Here is a 20090-nt window from a genome sequence, read left to right on the forward strand (position 1 = left end):
CTTATGTCTGAGGTGCTGAGAAACGATATTTTTCGGTTTTCATCCGACTTGCCAGTTCAGCAAGGATTCTATCGCCTATGCAAATCCAAGCTCGAAAATCCTCAATTCTATCTGCCAAATTTGCTGGTCACTGCGACACAACTCGATTCCAGACTGCCTGCATATTTTGCAGACTCGATTGTGAGCCAGGAACTTTTCGATTCCATTGAAGATGGTGACATTGGGATCGTCAATAACGGCAATATGCTCCGGGTGATTCTGTCCCGTAGAGCAAATCATAACACTGTCCTGGTCACCGAAAGGTGTAACAACAGTTGCCTGTTTTGTTCCCAGCCTCCTAAGACAGGTAATGATGATTGGCTTCTCAACCAGTCAGCTCTCGCTATAGCTTCCTTCTCTCTGAATGGAATAGTGGGAGTGAGTGGGGGAGAGCCTTTGCTCTATGGCGAAGACTTCCTGCACTTCCTCGATTTCATTATCGAAAACTCCCCTGATACATCACTGCATGTTCTAACTAATGGACGGAAGTTTGTGGATGTCAGCTTTACCCAGAAGATGAAAGAACGAAGCGAAAAGATCAAAATTACTTTTGGCATACCGCTTTATTCTTCAAGAGCATCCGTGCACGACTACCTGGTCGGAAGCGAGGGAGCATTCGATGAAACAGTCAGGGGCCTGATCAATGCCGGTAACTCAGGGATAAAAATAGAACTGAGAGTTATTCCTACTCAGGCGAATTACACAGAGCTTGATGACATTGTAGCGTTTGCTGGTCGTGTGTTCTCTAATATTAACCAAATCTCCCTGATGGGACTTGAGTCGATTGGATGGGCCCGTAAAAACTGGTCATCAATCTTTATAGAGCACGACAACTACAGTGAAAAAATCCTTTCGGCTGTAGACACTGCACACAGGTCAGGTATCCCTCTAACCATCTTCAATTATCCACTATGCCACCTTCCTGAAAGGGCATGGAATTTTGCAACTCAGTCCATCTCTGACTGGAAAAATTACTATCCCAAAGAATGTGATGAATGCACTCAGAAGTCTTCCTGTGCTGGTTATTTCAGTTCATCAAAAGGCCGTTTTCATCAACCTCCGAGACCAATAATATGAAAAAGTTTAATTTCGCTGCTCTGCTTCCGGGATTTTTGGCTCTTAACAATTCAGTCTGGGCAAGTGATTCATCTACTGGTGCCAGTGATTTACCTGGTATGAGCCTGAACGAACATGATTTGGTGATAGCCCCGCTCAACACCGAAGTGCCGTTCTACATTGCAGGACACAGAAGTCACAGTTCTCACCGTAGCCACAGCTCACACCGTTCCTCATCAGGCGGTGGTTACTATGGCGGAAGCACTCCTTATTATCCGAAGACATACAGCTCACCAAGCACCTCAGACTCTTCAAGTTCAGAGACTCGCTCGTCTTCCTCATCAGTCCGTTCGCTTCGTTCTAATGACACGGATAGCTCAACTACAACAAGCTCAGCAGGAACTACAGGTGTCAACCGTGCAAGTAGTGGACTGACATCGGATACAGAAAAACGTAAGCGGTTGATCATGAGAGTGCAGTTCGCCTTACTCGATAAAGGTTTTTACAACGGCAATATTGACGGGAGTATGGGGCCAGCAACAAGGACAGCAATCAAGAATTATAGAGTTGCAAATGGATTACCCACTCCGGTCACGGAAACATTGGATACACAATTGTTAAATTCATTAAGTATTTTAGCTCGTTAAAAGGAAGTAATTAGTGTTGGAATCGAGATAATCCTCAATTATATTTTGGAGGTTGTTATGGCTTTAATAAATAAATCAGATTTAAAATATAGGTATAGTTGGACTGCTATAGGTGATGACGATCCTAAAAAAACAGGTAAGCCTGATAGCACATTGCTCAACAGGAACGAAGGATATGAAGTTCTTCCGTTGTTAAATAGGTTTGCAGAAAAGCATTCTTTTAAAAGTAAGGAATCAGCACTCAAGGCTGAGAAGATGATAAAAGAATATTTGCCTGGTGATGTCAGAAGCCACAAGAATGTCACTTCGTGGCTGGAAGATAACTGGAGTAAACATTGACATTCATATATAAATGGCTCATTTATGAGCCATTTTAAATGTTGTTTTTGTGTCTTGTAGAATAAAAGGAATATATCAATGGCACAGTTAGTGATTAAAAATGTAAGAAGCTATTCTAAAGAGCGAGGCATTAATATAGATTTGAGCAAAAAAATAAATCTTATATATGGTCAAAATGGAAGCGGTAAATCTACCATATCAGGATATTTTTATAGCCCATCCAATTCATCATACAGGGAGTGTTCTTTTAGTCAAAAAGATGATTATCAGTATATCGTATATAACAATCAGTTTGTAGAAGACTCGTTTTATCATAAGTCTGAACAACCTGGCGTTTTTACATTGAGTCAAAGTAATAAAGAAGTTATGGAAGATATTAAACAGTCAGATAAAAAAATGGCTAGTTTAAAAGGTAGTCTGACACGGCTAGAAAATGGGATAAAAGAAAAAAATGAAATGCTTACAAAGCTTGAGAATAGCTGTAAAGATGCTGTATGGAAAAAAACAGCACATATCAGAGCTACCGAGCTTACTGAGTTAATGACTGGGAGTTTAAGAAAAGATAGCCTATATAATAAAATATGCACACAAGTTAGAAAAGATGAAGCTAGTTCAGATGATGTTTTAAATGAATATAAAAAATTAAAAAATAATAAAAGTTCTTCTTTCAATTCAATCAGCCTCCCATCAATGCCTGTCTTAAATACACTCCAGGAAGAATTGCTCCTAACACCATTAATCCCATCGTCTAATAGTTACCTTTCAAATGTTATTAATGAGTTAGGGAATGCAGATTGGGTCAAGTTGGGATTAGGATATGTTAATGACTCGAAGTGTCCTTTCTGCCAAGGTGATACAATCGATAATGATTTTTTAAAAGCCATAAAAGATGTATTTGACGAAACATATGAACTAAGATTAGAAGATCTTAGATCTTTTCATAATGATTACTCCAAAGCTTGTGACGAATTTACAAGAGAATTAGAGCATTCTCTAAATGGCTCGGGTTACATTTCTGATGACGATAGTATCTGGAGTCTCATCACACAGATCGGGCAAGCACTTGAACTAAATAAAAACGCTATCAAAGAAAAGATTGAAAAACCTTCGGCTGTAATATCAGTCACTGATTTATCAATAAATCAAGATGAATTGAACAAAAAAATTAAAAATTTGAATGGTGAAATAAAAGAAACTAATGACAGATTAAATATTTATGAAGCGAGCATTTCCAATGTTACTAATAAGCTTTGGATGGTATTGAGAAATTCATGCGGTGATGTGATTGATAATAATAACGGTAATATGGAAGAGTTGAAAAAGGAAAGGAATGCAATAATAAAAAGGAAGGAAATTCTTGAAGGTGAAATACAGCAGGAAAAAATTAAGCTTTCACAGCTCAGAAAACAAGTTTCTAACATGGACGAAACTATAGATAAAATAAATGCATCTCTCAGAAATCTTGGGCTAAATGGTTTAGAGATTAAAAAAGCACATGAAAGGAATTTTTTTCAAATACACAGAGGGAATGATAATGTTGAAGTTTACAAATCATTAAGTGAAGGTGAAAAAACGATAATTACCTTCTTGTATTTTTTGGAGTGTTGCGAAGGTCAACTCGAAGAAGGAGAGGTTAAAGATAAGTTAATTGTAATTGATGATCCTATATCAAGTCTATCTCATGACTATATTTATGAAATATCTTCATTGATACATTATCGAATTATTGAAGGTATGGCACCAGAAGCTAAAGTTCTGATACTTACCCATAACTTATTCTTTTTCCAAGAGCTTTTAAAACTAGCACCTCCTAAAATAAAAATATTCGATAAGCAATATAATTTATTGAGAGTAGTAAAGAATGAATTTAGTGATGTTATTGCCATGTCTAAAGGTGATATCAAAAATGAGTATGAATCCTATTGGATGGTATTAAAAAATGTGAAAGATGGTATTGTGAATCCGGTTGTTCTTCCAAATGTAATGCGAAATATTCTTGAATATTATTTTTCATTTTCATGTAAGTTGGAAAGCCTTAGAGTAGTATTAGAAAAACTTGCAGAGTCGGAAAGTGATATTACCTACAAGTCCTTCTGTCGCTATATGCATAGAGGGTCACACTCAGATTCTTCAAATATAAATAATTTAGGTAGAGGGGCAACTGAAAAATATTTTGAAATCTTTAAAAACGTCTTTGATAAAACAGATGATCTTCCACATTATAATCGAATGTTTGGAAGTGAAATTGATAAGGAAATGACAGAATAAGAAGGGTTACCACTGAGGCATCTCTAGATCGAATCAACGACGTGGCAGGGAGCGGGTGTGCTGGCACACCGTTTCCCACTGCCCGTTTCGGAAACGATCATACTGGCGAACCAGCACAACTTTTTCAAAAGTCATGGCATTAACTCCATCTTTTCTCAGTTTGCAACTGATAGCCTTTACACCCCATGTGCAAAGCAAGCATACTATGGGATATGGCAGGAAAGAGTGCCTCAGTGGTAAGAAAGCATTCTAAGTAAAAGTTGTATAAATGCAAGCATTTTATTCCAAAATGAGGAAATGTAGTATCATAAAGATCTTTAAGTAAGTTTATCTATATCAGAGATGTTTGTTAGTTCGTTCAGGTAATCTTTTTTATTCCTCAGAAGCCAATGAAAAACTTTCGGGTTCTCAAGCAGTTTCTTTATGTGAGAAATAATGATTGTGAGTTTTAAACTATTGGAACCATATGTGTCTTTAATTTTTTGAGTATCAAAATGGACTTGAGCCATTTCTTTTTCAAGTCTATCAATCGCTTTTCTATTGGCAAGCTTAGAGTCTGATTTCTTTTTTGGTTGCTGTATAAGGCACTCTGAAGAGGAGCTTTGATATAGAGACTCCGAAAATAGGGTTGAATAATTTTCAAACTTTACCATCAAGTTCGCACATTCTATCTGTCTTAAAGGAACCATTTTCTTTAGGGTTCTAAAAGTATTGATCGGGATATCTTTATCGTTAAACAACTCTATCACTTCTGGGAAGATACCCTTCAGAACTGAGAGGTTAGATTTCAAAGACTCAACACTTATATTCAATGCGGTGCAAAGCATTTCAACAGGAACTCCTACTCTTACAGCTTCTTTTAACATTCGTTGGATCTGTATAATTGTTATCCGGTTAACTTTTTTATTAGGTGTATAGGTGTCGTATGTAGTCGAAATAAGACAGTTTACTTTATCTTCGCCTAAGTCTTTAAGGGCCTCAACCCTAAGATGACCATCCAGGATTTTCACAGAGTTATCTGTTTGATCGATGAAAACAAGTATTGGTTCTACTAATCCAATGGCTAATATGGTGCTTTTTATTTGTGTATATTTTTTACTGATTTGAAAATTCGTAGGCAGTTTTTTTGTGTAAGTCAGATCAGTAAGTTTGAAACTAACTGATTTGTCATTGAAGTAATATTTGATCATTTCACACCTCAATTAGTAGTGTTTTTAACTATGACTTTAACAACATCTTGTAAATTTTCTTCAATTACAATTTTAGAAAAACTCTCATTGCTGGTAAGTTCTTTGAATATCTGATTTGCAACCAATAGTTTAATTTCTACGTAGTCAGCTTTATTTTTTATTTTTTTATGCTGGGAAATATTGTCCTGATAAAGTTGTTGTAATTCGTCAGTAGTCATTTTTTTCTTTTTCTTAGCAACTCCAAAGTTATTATTAATAAACCCCTTGAGTCCTTCATCCCGCGAGTCTAGTATTTCACGAATTTTACCAACATCCTTATGTTTAATTAGGCCTTCATCAAATGCTTTAATCAAAAGTTCCTGACCACCCTCGAAGTCAACTCTTGCAATTTCAACAGCAAATGAAATGGGTATACTTCCTGACTCGACAGCCGATAATAACTTGTTTTCTCCTTTGTTAATAAGCATGGTTAAACTTGTAATCCAATGCAAAGATAATCAGTAGCATTGGATATCTCCTTATTAGTTAATCCTTGGTCGGCCATTTCTTTTATTCGTTGAAACTGCTCACCCGCTCTTGGGATTACTCGGGCCATGTTTTCGACTAAACTCATTATGTAAGCTTGGTTTTCATCTATGTCTAATATAAATGCGGGAATCAATTCCTCTCCCAGGGCAGTCAATGATTCAAGTCTGCCTTGACCACAAATTAGAGCGAAATCATATTTCTTGTCAACGATTCTTCTAATCGTTATTGGTTTCCTTAACCCGCTAGCATCAATGCTTTCTGTTATTTCTGCATGTCGAAATTTATTTCGTGAACGAGGAATTACTACCTTAATAGAAGATATTTTGACCATGTGAATAATTTGTTCTTGCATTTATATTACATCCTTATTATCTGTTGAAAGCATATTAAAGAATGGCTTGATATCATCAAAACGATACATTTCGAATAGAAGGTTATTGTTATCTTTAAGTTTTAATTCATTTTCAAAAAAATCTATTGATGGCAAGATGTAATAATCAACAGGCTCAGTATTAAGACTATTCATTCTTACAATGATACTAATTTCTGGATTTAGACTCCTGTCTAATCGCACTAACCATCTATGTTTGCTTAACCCTGTTTTTTTACATCGTGAAAGCACTATGGAAAAACTCAAAGCTTTATTAACTGTAATCAGCTTATTTTCTAAAATCTTTATTTCACTGCTTAGAATCTCATTTTGTATTTTGTTAATAATGGCATCGTGCTTCTTTCGCAGATAAGAGTTTATCTCTAAGTATTGATAATCTCGCTCAGGTGTGTAGTCGATTAATTTATAAGCATTGAGAAGACCTCCAAAGCGGTTTGCAATTACACTGCTTGATGGACCACTATCCTCTTCATCTATAATAAATCCTGAAATTTTCCCATGTTTGGAAAGAATTTTTCTCAAACAATCAAGAATTTTTTCATTGCTCATTTTTATAGAACGATTATCAATTATTTCTTTAGCTAATTTAAATTTTTCTTCTGAAATAATGGGTTTGAAAAAAGAGCTATATTCAACCCATTCATCTTCAGGGTTTCTAACCTTTTTTGTCTTTAACTTTTGTGATGTCCGGTTGTATGTGTATTTCCCTGTATATCTACTATTGATAAGAACAGAGTGAATTCGACTTCGTGTCCATTCTGTTTTATCGCTGAATCTATACCCCTCCTGATTAAGTCGTGAAGCGATAAGATACTCATTTAACCCGTCAAAAATGAACATATTAAAAATCTTTTTTATCAGCTCAATCTCTTTTTTTGTTCCAGGAACGAGAATCATTCTGTCTGTTTGAAGGCTCTTTCTCTCCCCATGAGCGAGTATCATCTTTGATTTGTTATTATTATCAAGTAACTTTCTTTTAAGCCCATATCCCGGCTTACCGCCTTGGTAATACCCTCTCTTAACAAGATTCACATGTCCTGCAAAAACTTTTATTGAAAGGTTTTTACTGAATGCACCTGCTGCATACATTAATGATGAAAGTATGAATGTCTCAGTTTCACTGTTTTCTGGGAGATTCTCGGCACAATAGATGACATCTACGTTGTTCATTTTCAATAGGTATTTATAGTAAATACCCTCTTGAGGATCTTTGAATCGACCAAAACGACTTACATCGTATACAAGTATTGCATCAATATTAATTTCGTTTGTAATAACATCATTAACAAGTTTATTAAAATCATGCCTTCCAGTTGTAGATACACCACTTTTACCTGCATCGTCATAGGTATGTATGATCTCCATATTGTGCGTATCAGCATACTTTTTGATGAATTGGGCTTGATTATCCAGGGAGAACTCTTGGAGGTTTGTGGACATCCGTAGATACTGGGCAACCTTAAGTTTATGAATGTATTCAATTTTATCAGCCATTTGAGTTCCTTTATGGAACAGTGGAAAAATATGATTGACTAAAAATTGATCAATTTTCAACCAGTTGCAACCCTTTTTTAATTCCTGTTTAGTTTTTTTGATCGGTCCAAGCCACAAGTTCTCTGCGAGATTAGGTGATTGAGAGGGACCAAGTAAGAGTTAGAGCATTATGCAAAATGAGAAATTTATATGACTCCGGCTCTTAGACATGAGTCATAAGTTGGCGATTTAAGGATGTGAAGAGCCACATTCTGAAAGAATTGGAATATTTATTTTTAGAATCAAAATCGCTTAATCCATATAAAGAATAAAGTCGAGCAAAAAGCAACCAATCTATTACAAGTTAAGTGGAAATGATATAGTCAACATTTAAATCGAGGGGTTTTGTCTGTTAAATTATAATAAATATATTTTTGAATCCTAAAAATATAAATGCTCATAGTGTATGAATCGATAAGGTGGGTTTGACTTTAATAAAAAATAAGATAAAACATTATAGGATATTCACTCAAAGAGGATATTTGACATGGATAAGACAGAAATCATAGATGATGATATAAAAGAGGTAGTGGTTAGGCTTGGAGAGACTACATCACAATTATTAAGTGAAAGGGGGGGAAGTGATCATTTCTTTGACTTTCCAGGTGGAAATATAGTGATTGAGTTATTTTGGAAACATTTAGAACTTAGCTTTGCTGAAAAAGCACTTTTCATAATAAATAACTTCGATTTATCAAGTTTTTATACCGAAAAAATGGCGGGGTTGAGCATTGGATCGTAGAAGAATTGCTTGATTATAATTTTGATAACACCCTTGAGGATATGTTGGTTAGGAGAAAAGTTAAGGAAGAAAAGGATAAGGTAAGTAGTATATTGAATCCTGAAAATGGTGGGTGCGATGATTTTAGAAAAAGATTATAAATTTTCAAAAAATTATATTTTGAAAAAATAAAAGCTAGTCATTCATTGCTGGCTTTTATTAGGTTTAAACTTACTGGCCCAGATCGCGAAGCTTTTACCAGACATTAGATTTTTTTCAATGTGCTCAAGAGTAACCCTTTTAGTTTCAGGGACCAGCAGAAAAGTTATCACGATGAAGAGCAGATTGAACCCCATGTAGAGCCAAAATGTCCCTGCCGGACCTATACTCCCCAAAAGTGAAAGGAAGGTCGCACCTATAATCATGTTTGCAACCCAGTTCGTCGTGGTTGAACAGGTGATCCCAAAGTCCCGGCATTTTAGGGGCTGTATCTCAGAACACATTCTCCAGAACACTGGTGCCGTGCTCATAGCATAAACACCAATGCACAACATCGTCATCATTCGCTAATTGTTAGCGTAGAAGACAAAAGCATTAGGAAAAAAATATAAAAATCAATCTGTATTGACATTGTTTCTTATGGTGGTATTTATTATGTGAGTTATTTAATATAAGAGGGTTAATTATGACTATAGAAGATTTTTGGAATAAAGCATTCATAGCTTGTTTAACAAGACTTCCTGTGAATGAGGCTAAGAAAGAAGCGGATGCAGCATTAAATATGTGTATAAAACATTGGGATGCTAACAAAGATAAATTTATTCCATTTCATAACAAATGGCAAAGTCAAAGCGTGGGGGATGTTTTTATTCCTTCAGAAGGAACTCAGTCGAAAAACTTCCCCGGTTATTTGGATGAGGAGGAGAGTGATAGATAGTTAAAGTATGTATGAGTATCCATCACTATTTAACTTATCTAATGCTTCATCGAAGGAATAAGCGACTGATAGAACTTTAGGCGGAGAAGATTTAACAATAACCCAATATTCATATTGTGGCGGATCATAGGTCTTGCCATTTTCATCAATCTCCTCCACTCTAACTATTGTTGCGGACGGTTTATGTTTTTTAAACAGGTCTATCATTTATTCCTTCTCCTTATAAAATAAAAACCATAAATTGTGTTTAATTTATAATCATAAATCTAATGAAATTGTTAGGGGGTTGTCAATTTTTTGTTTTCGAAATAACTCTGTTTTACTCATGTTTGTGTGTATGAAAAGACCTATAATCTTTGTCATATCAATGTAACTCTTACCGTAAAAATTAGCCTAGCATGTATGCCATTTGTATGCCAATTAAGAGGTTTAATTTATAAATTTAATAAAAACATTGAATTAAAAATATTAAAAAATACTGCTGCATCATTGGGGTGTGGGTCGAGAGGTCCCTGTCTACAGACTCTTTCATATTGAATTTACTCATCTTTGGAATTCAGGTGAAACGCTGTTCGCCTCTCCGAATCCGCAATTTGTAAGCCAAAAGTATTCCGGCTACCGGCGAGAAAAAAATCCCGTACATGGGGCCTATCATATCACTGACAACCCGCAGGATTCATCCCTGAGATGACGGTGTTACCCGATACCAGGGAAAGCGGCCCTGGTAACAGTAGCGCTTATCGGGTCACTATTTTATTGAAGGTTATCAGGGCTGGAGTCGGAAAAATATCGGATAATGTTCGTTTCGAACAAGCATGCGAGAGCGTTCGCAACTCGGGGTGAAAATTTATTGAATAGTACCCTTTCTATACGGGAAACAGCCTGATTCATGGCATTATCAGGCCCGCTCCAATACTGGAATTGCAGACGTACAGAGGCCTGAAATCTAAACAGTACCTGTAAGCAGAACAAGAAATTGCAGTTGAAAAACGGATTACTCAAAGAAGAAGCAATAGTTCGGAAACAACAGTTTTTGATATGGTCGTATTGTAAGCATCCCACCAATAGTGGACACGCGACTAAGTGAGTAAACTCTCAACCAGAGGTGACTCATATGACAAAGCCAGCATCAACCACAAAGAAGACGCGTAAGCAGCACACGCCCGAATTCCGCAATGAAGCCCTGAACCTTGCTGAGCGTATCGGTGTGGCTGCCGCAGCCCGCGAACTCAGTCTGTATGAATCCCAGCTCTATAACTGGCGCAGCAAACAACAACACCAGACAACATCCTATGAGCGCCTGAAATGAAGTATGTCTTTATCGAAAACCACCAGGCTGAATTCAGCATCAAAGCCACGTGCCGGGTATTGCGCGTGTCCTGAAGTGGCTGGCAGGCCTGGTGCAACCGGTGCCGGGTTATCAATGCGCGTCAGCGCTTCAGGCAGGACTGCGACATTGCGGTNGAAGTGGCTGGCAGGCCTGGTGCAACCGGTGCCGGGTTATCAATGCGCGTCAGCGCTTCAGGCAGGACTGCGACATTGCGGTCAGTGACGCCTTCCCCCAGGCGAAACAGCGCTACGGTGCGCCACGCCTGGCAGATGAACTACGGGAGCAGGGTCTGACGTGTAACGTTAAAACCATCGCTTCCAGCCTGCGGCGGCAGGGGTTGCGTGCAAAGGCCTCCCGGCGGTTCAGCCCGGTCAGCTACAGTGAGCACGGGCTGCCGGTGTCAGAATCTGCTGAAGCAGGACTTCAGCGCCAGCGGTCCGAACCAGAAANAGCAGGGTCTGACGTGTAACGTTAAACCCATCGCTTCCAGCCTGCGGCGGCAGGGGTTGCGTGCAAAGGCCTCCCGGCGGTTCAGCCCGGTCAGCTACAGTGAGCACGGGCTGCCGGTGTCAGAATCTGCTGAAGCAGGACTTCAGCGCCAGCGGTCCGAACCAGAAATGGTGCGGTGACATCACGTACCTGCGCACCGGTGAGGGCTGGTTGTATCTTGCCGTGGTCACTGACCTGTGGTCACGGGCAGTTATCGGCTGGTCAATGTCGTCACGGATGACAGCCCAGCTTGCCTGCGATGCGCTTCAGATGGCTCTCTGGCGGCGTAAACGGCCGCAGAATGTTATCGTTCATACCGATCGGGGCGGACAGTATTGCTCAGCGGATTATCAGGCATTGCTCAAACGATATAATCTGCGTGGCAGCATGAGCGGCCGTGGCAACTAGCTTTATGTTACCAAAACGCCGATTACAGCGGCTGATTTGCTGAATGATGGCGTGCTGCCGTTTTATGAGTCTCAGGGCCTGCTGATGCTGAGAATACTGACAGACAGAGGCACAGAATATTGCGGCAAAGTAGAGCAGCATGATTACCAGCTTTATCTGGCGATAAATGACATCGAACATACGAGAACGAAGGCGATGTCACCGCAGACCAACGGCATCTGCGAGCGGTTCCATAAAATGATACTGAACGAGTTTTATCAGGTGACGTTCCGCAAAAAATTATATGGCGCTCTTGAAGCTTTGCAATCGGATCTTGATGAATGGCTGGCTCACTATAATAATGAGCGAACCCATCAGGGGACATGTGTTGCGGCCGGATGCCAATGGAAACGTTACTTGATGGAAAGCGCATCTGGGCTGAGAAAAATTTAAGCCAGATGTAATCTGACAGATANCAGGGGACATGTGTTGCGGCCGGATGCCAATGGAAACGTTACTTGATGGAAAGCGCATCTGGGCTGAGAAAAATTTAAGCCAGATGTAATCTGACAGATAACTGTATAAATAACCGATAATTGTCAGATCAGGTCTGAGCTAATACAAATAATACCCAGCGTGTTTTGCGAAGCGCATTCCAGATCCGAATAGCGCCTCGTTTGCCGCAACAAAACTGATTTGCATCCTTTTTCCTAAGGTGGCCTAGGTAGTTCGCTTATGCTCTTTAACAAGGCATTGAGTGAATTCGACTGGAAATTTTGGTATAATGTTTGTGTGATGACTTTCCGCCCAAATTCTGCTTTCAGGGGTAACTATGAGCAACAATAAAAAAACTCGGGCAAGCTACTCTAAGCCGTCTCGTGCTGACATCGTTCGCTCAGTAGCAACCTCTACTGCTGTTGAAACAGGGCAGTCCTCCGAGAGGATAGAAGCTTCGCTTGAAGCGACACGTAAAAAGTTCGCCCATCTTCGCCTTGCCTAATCCCTTCTTAATCCTTCTCTGACCCAGTGTCTCATCGGCTCATAGTCCATTGACAAGCCTGCATGGATAGCCAGGACATACTGGGTTTTGTTCTGCTCCCAGCTTTGATAATCCAGCGGTTTGTATCCACCCTGAACGGCCATCACGTCGGCTAATAGTCGCGACAGGCGCCCGTTTCCCTCTCTGAATGGATGGATAAGTATCAACTCCACATGGGTGATGGCGATAGCGGTGATGAGTTGTTCTTCGTCCATGCTGCTACACGGCGTGTATTGAGCCAGATACCTGGTGTCGAATTCGTTCAGCAGTTTTGGCAACTGCGCTGAGGGGGCAAACATAAAGTCGCCCTTGCTGATATTGACCGCTCTTTCTTGTCCCGCCCACTCGTAGATATTGCCTAACCAGCGGCGGTGCCAGCTTTTTAGCATGGCTACGCTAAGCTGTCCTTCCGGAAACTGTTCTTCAAAAACGGACTGGTAGAGTTGTTCTAACAGGACAAGTTCCGCTTCATCCATCTCGTCGGAAGCAGCGATACCCAGTTTATTAGCCAAAACCTGCTCGCCAGAGTCTTTCTCATACTGGCCTTCACTGCTGGACACATGGTATCGGCTCATGGAGATTCCCGGTGTAATTAGAAGTATGGAAAAACAGAGGGATTATAATGCTGGATGAATACAGCAAACAATATATGTAAAATCAGATAGTTAATAAAGTGCAGGCTAAAGTGTGGTTTTTATATTTTTGTGGAAAATAATCGTTGATAATCAGCATAAACACACCAATGCATCATTGGGGTATGGGCCGGGAAGTCTTTATACCTGCAAGCATTTTATGTTCAAAATCAAACTGTTTTGATACGAAACGACATCAGTCAAATACAGGTAAAAACATAATTTTGCCTGCAGGCAGGTAGTATCAAAATGAAGATCGTAGCCTCAATCGGCTTTCACGATCACAGTTCGTTGATAATGCGTGACTTGGTCGTCTCATACTCGGAATCGGAGATCAGTCCTTCTTCAAGCATCTGTCGGGCTTTCTTTAAGCGCTCTACCGAGCTGGCTTCATTACCGGCTTCGCCTGGTGCACTGCCGCCTGCAAATCCCGAATTATTGGCAAAATTACCAAACCCGCCCGATTTAGCCCTTAACTCTTCCAGCTCACGCTGACGCCTTTTCTCACGCCAGGCCTGCTCATGCGCCTGCGCGATTTTATAAATTTCCTGGGCTTCATCTTTGCGTAATCCACCAAACTGGTAACGGTAAACTTTCCCGCCGCTGGCCAGATCGGGCTGCGAAAGCGCACTAATGTAAAGCGTGCTGCCGAAAATGCCCGCTTTGATCTGAGCGTCTTTTAGATCCTGCCAGCGGACATCAATAGGGGTAAACCCTCCAAGCAGGCCGCGTGTCATGCCAATAAATCGGCCCGATGTCGCGCTGACCATTATTCTGCGGCGGTCAAGTGCAAACAGACGTCGTTGAATCGCCACTTTCAGTAATTTTTCACCACTCACCAGCATAGAATTCAGATAGCCATACGCTTTTTCTAAACCCTGCTCAGGAATAATTTTTTCCCGATCTTCAATAGTACTCATAATTCACTCTCCCAGAGTGGTAACCGATCATAAAAATCTCCGCGCATTATATCTGTTTCATAAATGATTTTTAAGAATAATCTGGATTTAAACAGGGTAGACGTTGTGTCTTTTTAAACTGTCTTGTTGAAAATGAATGCTTATTTAAGACCGGGTATTCATTGCCGCTACAGCGATACGGGCAGAGCCAGGCAGATAAGCAGACCGTCGAGTACCTGACAACGTTGTCATCAACGTTAAACTGCCCGACCTCAATCGAGGATGAATGCGTCCTGGCCGTCTAAAGCAGCACAGACGGGATCCCCATCACAATTGTGAGCTGCTTAGCCAGATTGTCCATGCTTTGGGAGCGTTCGGCCTAATACCGCGAGGCGGCAGTTTTGTATGCTTTGCGGCTACAGATGCCTGAGAAGCGGAGCCTGAAGATGTCTCTTGTAAACGATGATGTGATTCCTGTAGACGATCGCAAACGTAAAGTACGGCGCATGAATGCTTTTATCTCCATATCGGCCGCTTTTGCCGGTCTGCTATTTGGTCTGGATATTGGCGTGATTTCCGGGGCGCTGCCTTTTATTACGCAACACTTCACGCTGGACAGCCACCAGCAGGAGTGGGTGGTAAGCAGTATGATGCTGGGTGCGGCTGTCGGCGCGCTTTGCAACGGTTGGGTTTCACACCGCCTGGGCAGGAAATACAGTCTGATGTCCGCTGCGGTATTATTTATTGTGGGGTCGCTGGGGTCTGCCTTTGCGGTCAATTTAGAAATTCTGCTGGTTTTTCGCGTATTGCTGGGGGTGGCGGTCGGGATTGCCTCCTACACCGCGCCGCTATACCTGTCTGAAATGGCCACCGAAAATATCCGTGGCAAAATGATCAGCATGTATCAGCTGATGATAACGGTGGGCATCGTACTGGCTTTCCTGTCCGATACCGCGCTGAGCTACAGCGGTAACTGGCGGGCGATGTTAGGTGTGCTGGCCATACCCGCCGTTATCCTTTTCATCCTGGTGATTTTTCTGCCTAACAGCCCGCGCTGGCTGGCGGCAAAAGGCATGCACATTGAAGCGGAAGAAGTGCTGCGCATGCTGAGGGATACCTCCGAGAAGGCCCGTCAGGAACTGAATGAGATCAGGGAAAGCCTGCGCATGAAGCAGGGTGGATTCTCGCTGTTCAGGCAGAACCGCAACGTAAGACGTGCCGTTTTCCTTGGCATGCTGTTACAGGGAATGCAGCAGTTTACGGGCATGAATATCATCATGTATTACGCGCCGCAGATTTTTAAAATGGCGGGTTTCCAAAGTACCCAGGAGCAGATGATTGCCACGGTGGTCGTTGGGCTGACCTTTATGTTTGCGACCTTTATCGCGGTGTTCACCGTAGATAAGGCGGGCAGAAAGCCGATTCTGAAAATAGGGTTTTCGGTAATGGCATTTGCCACGCTGATCCTGGGATATTGTCTGCTTAAAGCGGGTGAAGGGGAGGTCTCTACCGGACTTTCATGGGTATCCGTCGGGATGACCATGCTCTGTATTGGTGGCTATGCCATGAGTGCCGCGCCGGTAGTATGGATACTTTGCTCGGAGATCCAGCCGCTGAAGTGTCGTGACTTTGGCATAACCTGTTCAACCACCACCAACTGGGTGGCAAATATGCTGATTGGCGCGACCTTCCTGACGCTGCTGGGCAGTATCGGCGCGGCGGGGACCTTCTGGCTGTATACCGGCTTTAATCTGGCGTTCATCGTTATCACCGTGTTCCTGGTGCCGGAGACGAAAAACAAAACGCTTGAGCATATTGAAAAGAATCTGATGGCAGGTAAAAAGCTGCGCGATCTAGGCCAGTAGCAAGGCCAGTAGCGTACTGCAGATAAGCCGAGGGCGCACCAACACTGGCGCGCCCTCGGCTTACTGCTTACTGCTTACTGCTTACTGCTTACTGCTTACTGCTTACTGCTTACGCTGCGTCGCATAGCCCGTCTGGGACGCAGAGCAGTGGCAGCCAGCTTACTTCACGCGTTGAGCATAGAGCAGTGCTGCCAGCCAGCTCACTTCACGCGCTGAGCATAGAGCAGTGCTGGCGTCCGGATTACTTCACGCACTGGGCGCACTGTTTGTGCTGGATTTGCGCGAAGAAGTCATTGCCCTTATCGTCCACCAGAATAAAGGCCGGGAAGTTCTCAACCTCAATCTTCCAGATAGCCTCCATTCCCAGTTCGGGATACTCCACGCACTCCAGGCTTTTAATACTCTGCTGCGCCAGTACCGCGGCCGGTCCGCCGATGCTGCCCAGGTAGAAGCCGCCGTGCTTGTGGCAGGCATCGGTTACCTGCTGGCTGCGGTTGCCCTTCGCCAGCATAATCTTACTGCCACCGTTAGCCTGTAGCAGGTCAACGTAGGAATCCATACGCCCCGCCGTGGTTGGGCCGAGCGAGCCAGATGCATAGCCTTCAGGTGTTTTTGCCGGGCCCGCGTAGTAGATCGGATGATCCTTAACGTACTGCGGCAGCCCCTCACCGTTATCAATGCGCTCCTTCAGCTTCGCATGCGCGATGTCACGCGCCACAATGATGGTGCCGCTCAGCGAAAGGCGGGTAGAGACGGGATACTGCGACAGCTGGTCGAGGATCGCGACCATCGGGCGGTTGAGATCAACCTGTACGACATCGCCTTCACCCTGCTGACGCAGCGCGGCAGGAATGTAGCGGCCCGGATTATCTTCCAGCTTTTCAATCCAGATGCCGTCGCGGTTGATTTTGGCCTTGATATTGCGGTCGGCGGAGCAGGAAACGCCCATGCCTACCGGGCAGGAGGCACCGTGGCGCGGCAGGCGAATGACGCGGATGTCATGGGCAAAATATTTGCCGCCAAACTGCGCGCCCAGTCCCAGCTTTTGTGCTTCCAGCAGCAGTTCCTGCTCAAGCTGCACGTCGCGGAACGCCTGGCCGTGCTCATTGCCTTCCAGCGGCAGGCCATCGTAGTAGTGAGTGGAGGCCAGCTTCACCGTTTTCAGCGTACTCTCCGCCGAGGTGCCGCCAATAACAAAGGCAATATGGTATGGCGGGCAGGCTGCGGTGCCCAGCGAGCGCATCTTCTCGGTCAGGTAGCTTTTCAGCTTTCCGGGACTAAGCAGCGCTTTGGTTTCCTGATAGAGATAGGTTTTATTCGCCGAGCCACCGCCTTTCGCGATGCACAGGAACTTGTATTCATCGCCATCGACGCTATAGAGGTCGATCTGAGCCGGCAGGTTAGTACCGGTATTGACCTCGTTATACATATCCAGCGCGGCGTTTTGCGAATAGCGCAGGTTGTCTTCGATATAGGTGTTATACACGCCGCGCGAAAGGGCGGCTTCATCCCCGCCGCCGGACCAGACGCGCTGGCCTTTTTTACCCATAATGATCGCGGTGCCGGTATCCTGACAGGTGGGCAGGATACCCCTGGCGGCAATTTCCGAGTTTCTCAGAAACTGTAGCGCGACGTATTTATCGTTTTCGCTGGCCTCAGGGTCGTCGAGTATCGCCGCCACCTGGCGCTGGTGCGCGGGACGGAGCATAAAGGAGGCATCGTGGAAAGCCTGCTGGGCCAGCAGCGTTAGCGCCTGCGGATCAACTTTCAGTACTTCCTGTCCCTCGAAAGAGGTGACGGAAACATGGTCGCGGGTTAGCAGGTAGTAGTCGGTATCCTCGTGGGCAAGAGGGAAGGGGTTCTGATAGGTGAACGTTTTATTCGACATTGTTTTTCTCACTTAATGACGTGTTGCCCCTGGCGCAATCTGTTGGCAGGGACAGCATCACTGGCGACATTTTATTTTTATCCTGGCCCCTCAGCCGTAAGGGCTGACGGGCAGGTCTGGGGGATGGTTCGACAGCGCGAGGCAGAGTACATGCTTTAGCGCAGGCTACCGGATCAGAACATCATCACCATCCACGGATAGGCAATCAGCATCAGGGCACAGAGGAAAATGGCACCGAAGATGGTTCCTAACCGCCAGTAGTCTTTGGTTGGCAGATAACCACTGCCGTAGTAAATCGGGCTTGGGCCGGTGCCGTAAGGTGTGATTATCCCCATCAGACCCAGAGACGTACACATCATCAGGCAGAATACCGGCATATTAATGCCCGGTATGGAAGCGGCAATGGTCAGCATGGCTGGCAGCAGCGCGGTGGTATGCGCGGTGGTACTGGCAAACAGGTAGTGCAGCAGGAAGAAGGCAATCAGCAGCACCACCGCAGAGACCTGTGGATCGTAGCCGTGCAGCAGGGTGGCGCCCTCTTTGCCCAGCCAGGCAATAAAGCCGACGCGGGCCAGACCATCCGCCAGCGCAACCAGGGTGGCAAACCAGGCGAAGGTATTCCATGCCGCCTTGTTGCTGGTGATATCGTTCCAGTTCAGTACGCCGGTCCACAGCATCAGCACAATCACCAGCAGGGCGGCCATAGCTGGCTCAATCCAGGCGGTGGCGAAAATCCACATCAGCAGGGCACAGACCACGAACCCCAGCAGCAGAATTTCATTACGGGTCAGCCTGCCCAGTTTTTCCAGTTCACGGCTGGCCCAGCGAGGGACTTCATCATTGAACTTCACTTCTGGCGGATAGAGCCAGTAGGCCAGCAGCGGCATGGTGAGGATCAGCAGCAGACCCAGCGGCAGGAAGGCCAGGAACCACATCCCCCAGGAGATATCGAAGCCGATAACGCTTTTCACCAGCGCCAGCGCCAGCAGGTTAGGGGCCAGAGCCGACAGGAACATTGAGCTGGTAATACAGGCCGCGGTGATGGCGACCCACATCAGATAGGAGCCAATTTTACGCGCGCTGGGATCGTTAGGTTTGGAATCATACAGCGGCGGCAGGTTGGCAATAATGGGGTAGATAGTCCCGCCGCTGCGCGCGGTGTTAGACGGTGTAAAGGGAGCCAGCAGCAGGTCGGCAAAGGTAATGGCGTAGCCCAGCGTCAGGCTGCGACGCCCGAGGTATTTTACCAGAATCAGCGCCAGACGACGGCCAAACTGCGTTTTGTCATACCCGGCGGCAAACATAAAGGCCCCGAAGATGAGCCACACCGTGGAGTTGCCAAACCCGCTGACCGCCCATTTAAACGACTCACTCGCCATTTTAAATTTGGGACTGGCCATTTCCGCCGGGCTGAACAACACCCACTGACTGAAGAGGGCGATGACCACCACGCCGGTGAGGCCAATTACGGCACCCGGCAGGGGTTCAAAGATCAGGCCGACAATCACGCCTACGAAGATGGCAAAGAAGTGCCACGCGTAGGGTTCGAGGCCATCCGGGACCGGAACCAGTAGCAGCAGCACGGCCACCAGCACCGGCAGGAACAGCATGATCAGACGTTTTTTTTGCCCTGGAGAGGCAGGAACGGCTTTCGCCGATTCACTCATTGCGGATGTTTGTTTCATAGTAGTTTTCTGCAAGTTATTAAGAATGCGTTTTACGCCCCGGCCCAGATATTTGCTTTTTTTAGTTTAAAAACCTTTTTTTTAACGTTTGAGCCGTGACATCTAAATGGTGTTTTTCCCTTTTTGTTCACTTTTATCCGTCTTAATTAAGTGAATATGAATATAATGCGATTATTCGGAATATAAATTTTGATCTGGATCAATAAATATTTCAGCATCGCTTTATT

18 protein-coding genes and 4 pseudogenes are annotated in these 20090 nt (G+C 43.8%); 12 read left to right on the forward strand and 10 right to left on the reverse strand.

What is annotated here, in order from left to right; genetic code table 11:
- Window positions 1-3: 3 nt before the first annotated feature.
- The 4 genes from hxsC (at window position 4) to A1830_RS14785 (ending at window position 4349) form a co-directional block, all read left to right on the forward strand.
- Window positions 4-1116, forward strand: coding sequence for a His-Xaa-Ser system radical SAM maturase HxsC (gene hxsC / locus A1830_RS14775; RefSeq protein ID WP_067707714.1), 1113 nt, complete (start codon window positions 4-6; stop codon window positions 1114-1116).
- The gene (gene hxsA / locus A1830_RS21595) at window positions 1113-1742 is read left to right on the forward strand and encodes a His-Xaa-Ser repeat protein HxsA (protein ID WP_073981026.1); all 630 of its coding nucleotides are present in this window, start codon (window positions 1113-1115) and stop codon (window positions 1740-1742) included. Before hxsC ends, hxsA begins: the two co-directional genes overlap by 4 nt.
- A gap of 57 nt (window positions 1743-1799) precedes the next feature.
- Window positions 1800-2081, forward strand: coding sequence for a hypothetical protein (locus A1830_RS14780; RefSeq protein WP_067707717.1), 282 nt, complete (start codon window positions 1800-1802; stop codon window positions 2079-2081).
- A gap of 78 nt (window positions 2082-2159) precedes the next feature.
- A complete protein-coding gene (locus A1830_RS14785) occupies window positions 2160-4349 on the forward strand; it encodes an AAA family ATPase (RefSeq protein ID WP_067707720.1) in 2190 nt (729 codons plus the stop codon).
- A gap of 317 nt (window positions 4350-4666) precedes the next feature.
- Here the strand turns inward: A1830_RS14785 and A1830_RS14790 are convergent, their stop codons facing one another.
- From A1830_RS14790 to A1830_RS14800, 4 genes are read right to left on the reverse strand one after another with little or no spacing between them, the layout of a single operon-like run.
- Entirely contained in the window at window positions 4667-5539 is an 873-nt protein-coding gene (locus tag A1830_RS14790; RefSeq protein ID WP_067707723.1) for a plasmid partitioning protein RepB C-terminal domain-containing protein, read from the reverse strand.
- An 8-nt stretch (window positions 5540-5547) separates the two neighbouring features.
- On the reverse strand, window positions 5548-6006 hold the full coding sequence (locus A1830_RS23405) for a hypothetical protein (protein WP_231877642.1): 459 nt from the start codon (window positions 6004-6006) through the stop codon (window positions 5548-5550).
- A 2-nt stretch (window positions 6007-6008) separates the two neighbouring features.
- Entirely contained in the window at window positions 6009-6419 is a 411-nt protein-coding gene (locus A1830_RS23410) for a ParB N-terminal domain-containing protein (protein ID WP_231877643.1), read from the reverse strand.
- Window positions 6420-7952 (reverse strand): recombinase family protein, encoded by a 1533-nt coding sequence (locus A1830_RS14800; protein ID WP_067707727.1) that lies wholly within the window; start codon window positions 7950-7952, stop codon window positions 6420-6422.
- Between the two features lie 526 nt (window positions 7953-8478).
- Between A1830_RS14800 and A1830_RS14805 the strand changes: the two genes are divergently transcribed.
- Window positions 8479-8733 carry a hypothetical protein gene (locus tag A1830_RS14805; protein WP_067707730.1) on the forward strand — a complete coding sequence of 85 codons (255 nt, stop codon included), beginning with the start codon at window positions 8479-8481 and terminating at the stop codon, window positions 8731-8733.
- A gap of 210 nt (window positions 8734-8943) precedes the next feature.
- On the opposite strand, the pseudogene A1830_RS21600 reads toward A1830_RS14805, so the two are convergent.
- Window positions 8944-9272, reverse strand: a pseudogene (locus tag A1830_RS21600) (MFS transporter); the annotation flags it as partial.
- 125 nt (window positions 9273-9397) lie between these two features.
- On the opposite strand from A1830_RS21600, the gene A1830_RS14815 reads away from it, so the two are divergent.
- Window positions 9398-9649, forward strand: coding sequence for a hypothetical protein (locus A1830_RS14815; RefSeq protein WP_067707746.1), 252 nt, complete (start codon window positions 9398-9400; stop codon window positions 9647-9649).
- Here the strand turns inward: A1830_RS14815 and A1830_RS14820 are convergent, their stop codons facing one another.
- The gene (locus A1830_RS14820) at window positions 9650-9856 is read right to left on the reverse strand and encodes a hypothetical protein (RefSeq protein ID WP_067707749.1); all 207 of its coding nucleotides are present in this window, start codon (window positions 9854-9856) and stop codon (window positions 9650-9652) included.
- A gap of 907 nt (window positions 9857-10763) precedes the next feature.
- Here A1830_RS14820 and A1830_RS24020 point away from each other — a divergent pair.
- The 5 genes and pseudogenes from A1830_RS24020 (at window position 10764) to A1830_RS23000 (ending at window position 12855) form a co-directional block, all read left to right on the forward strand.
- The gene (locus A1830_RS24020; protein WP_073981027.1) at window positions 10764-10958 is read left to right on the forward strand and encodes a transposase; all 195 of its coding nucleotides are present in this window, start codon (window positions 10764-10766) and stop codon (window positions 10956-10958) included.
- A 157-nt stretch (window positions 10959-11115) separates the two neighbouring features.
- Window positions 11116-11289: pseudogene (locus tag A1830_RS24025) on the forward strand (IS3 family transposase); the annotation flags it as partial.
- Window positions 11290-11458: 169 nt separating this feature from the next.
- Window positions 11459-11870, forward strand: a pseudogene (locus A1830_RS14835) (IS3 family transposase); the annotation flags it as partial.
- 6 nt (window positions 11871-11876) lie between these two features.
- A pseudogene (locus tag A1830_RS14840) lies at window positions 11877-12319 on the forward strand (integrase core domain-containing protein); the annotation flags it as partial.
- Between the two features lie 368 nt (window positions 12320-12687).
- Window positions 12688-12855 (forward strand): hypothetical protein, encoded by a 168-nt coding sequence (locus A1830_RS23000; protein ID WP_197473346.1) that lies wholly within the window; start codon window positions 12688-12690, stop codon window positions 12853-12855.
- On the opposite strand, the gene A1830_RS14845 is transcribed toward A1830_RS23000, so the two are convergent.
- The gene (locus tag A1830_RS14845; protein ID WP_067707752.1) at window positions 12852-13469 is read right to left on the reverse strand and encodes a Fic/DOC family protein; all 618 of its coding nucleotides are present in this window, start codon (window positions 13467-13469) and stop codon (window positions 12852-12854) included. The genes A1830_RS23000 and A1830_RS14845 overlap by 4 nt on opposite strands.
- Before the next feature lie 338 nt (window positions 13470-13807).
- On the reverse strand, window positions 13808-14446 hold the full coding sequence (locus A1830_RS14850) for a hypothetical protein (protein ID WP_067707755.1): 639 nt from the start codon (window positions 14444-14446) through the stop codon (window positions 13808-13810).
- Between the two features lie 425 nt (window positions 14447-14871).
- Between A1830_RS14850 and A1830_RS14855 the strand changes: the two genes are divergently transcribed.
- The gene (locus A1830_RS14855; protein ID WP_067707766.1) at window positions 14872-16290 is read left to right on the forward strand and encodes a sugar porter family MFS transporter; all 1419 of its coding nucleotides are present in this window, start codon (window positions 14872-14874) and stop codon (window positions 16288-16290) included.
- Between the two features lie 241 nt (window positions 16291-16531).
- On the opposite strand, the gene fumA is transcribed toward A1830_RS14855, so the two are convergent.
- Window positions 16532-18178 carry a class I fumarate hydratase FumA gene (fumA, locus tag A1830_RS14860; RefSeq protein WP_067707769.1) on the reverse strand — a complete coding sequence of 549 codons (1647 nt, stop codon included), beginning with the start codon at window positions 18176-18178 and terminating at the stop codon, window positions 16532-16534.
- A 173-nt stretch (window positions 18179-18351) separates the two neighbouring features.
- Complete coding sequence (locus A1830_RS14865; protein WP_067707772.1) at window positions 18352-19863, reverse strand: DASS family sodium-coupled anion symporter; 1512 nt, start codon at window positions 19861-19863, stop codon at window positions 18352-18354.
- Window positions 19864-20090: the final 227 nt, after the last annotated feature.

The organism is Erwinia sp. ErVv1, from assembly GCF_900068895.1.
In the GTDB taxonomy this organism is placed as follows: Bacteria; Pseudomonadota; Gammaproteobacteria; order Enterobacterales; family Enterobacteriaceae; genus Erwinia.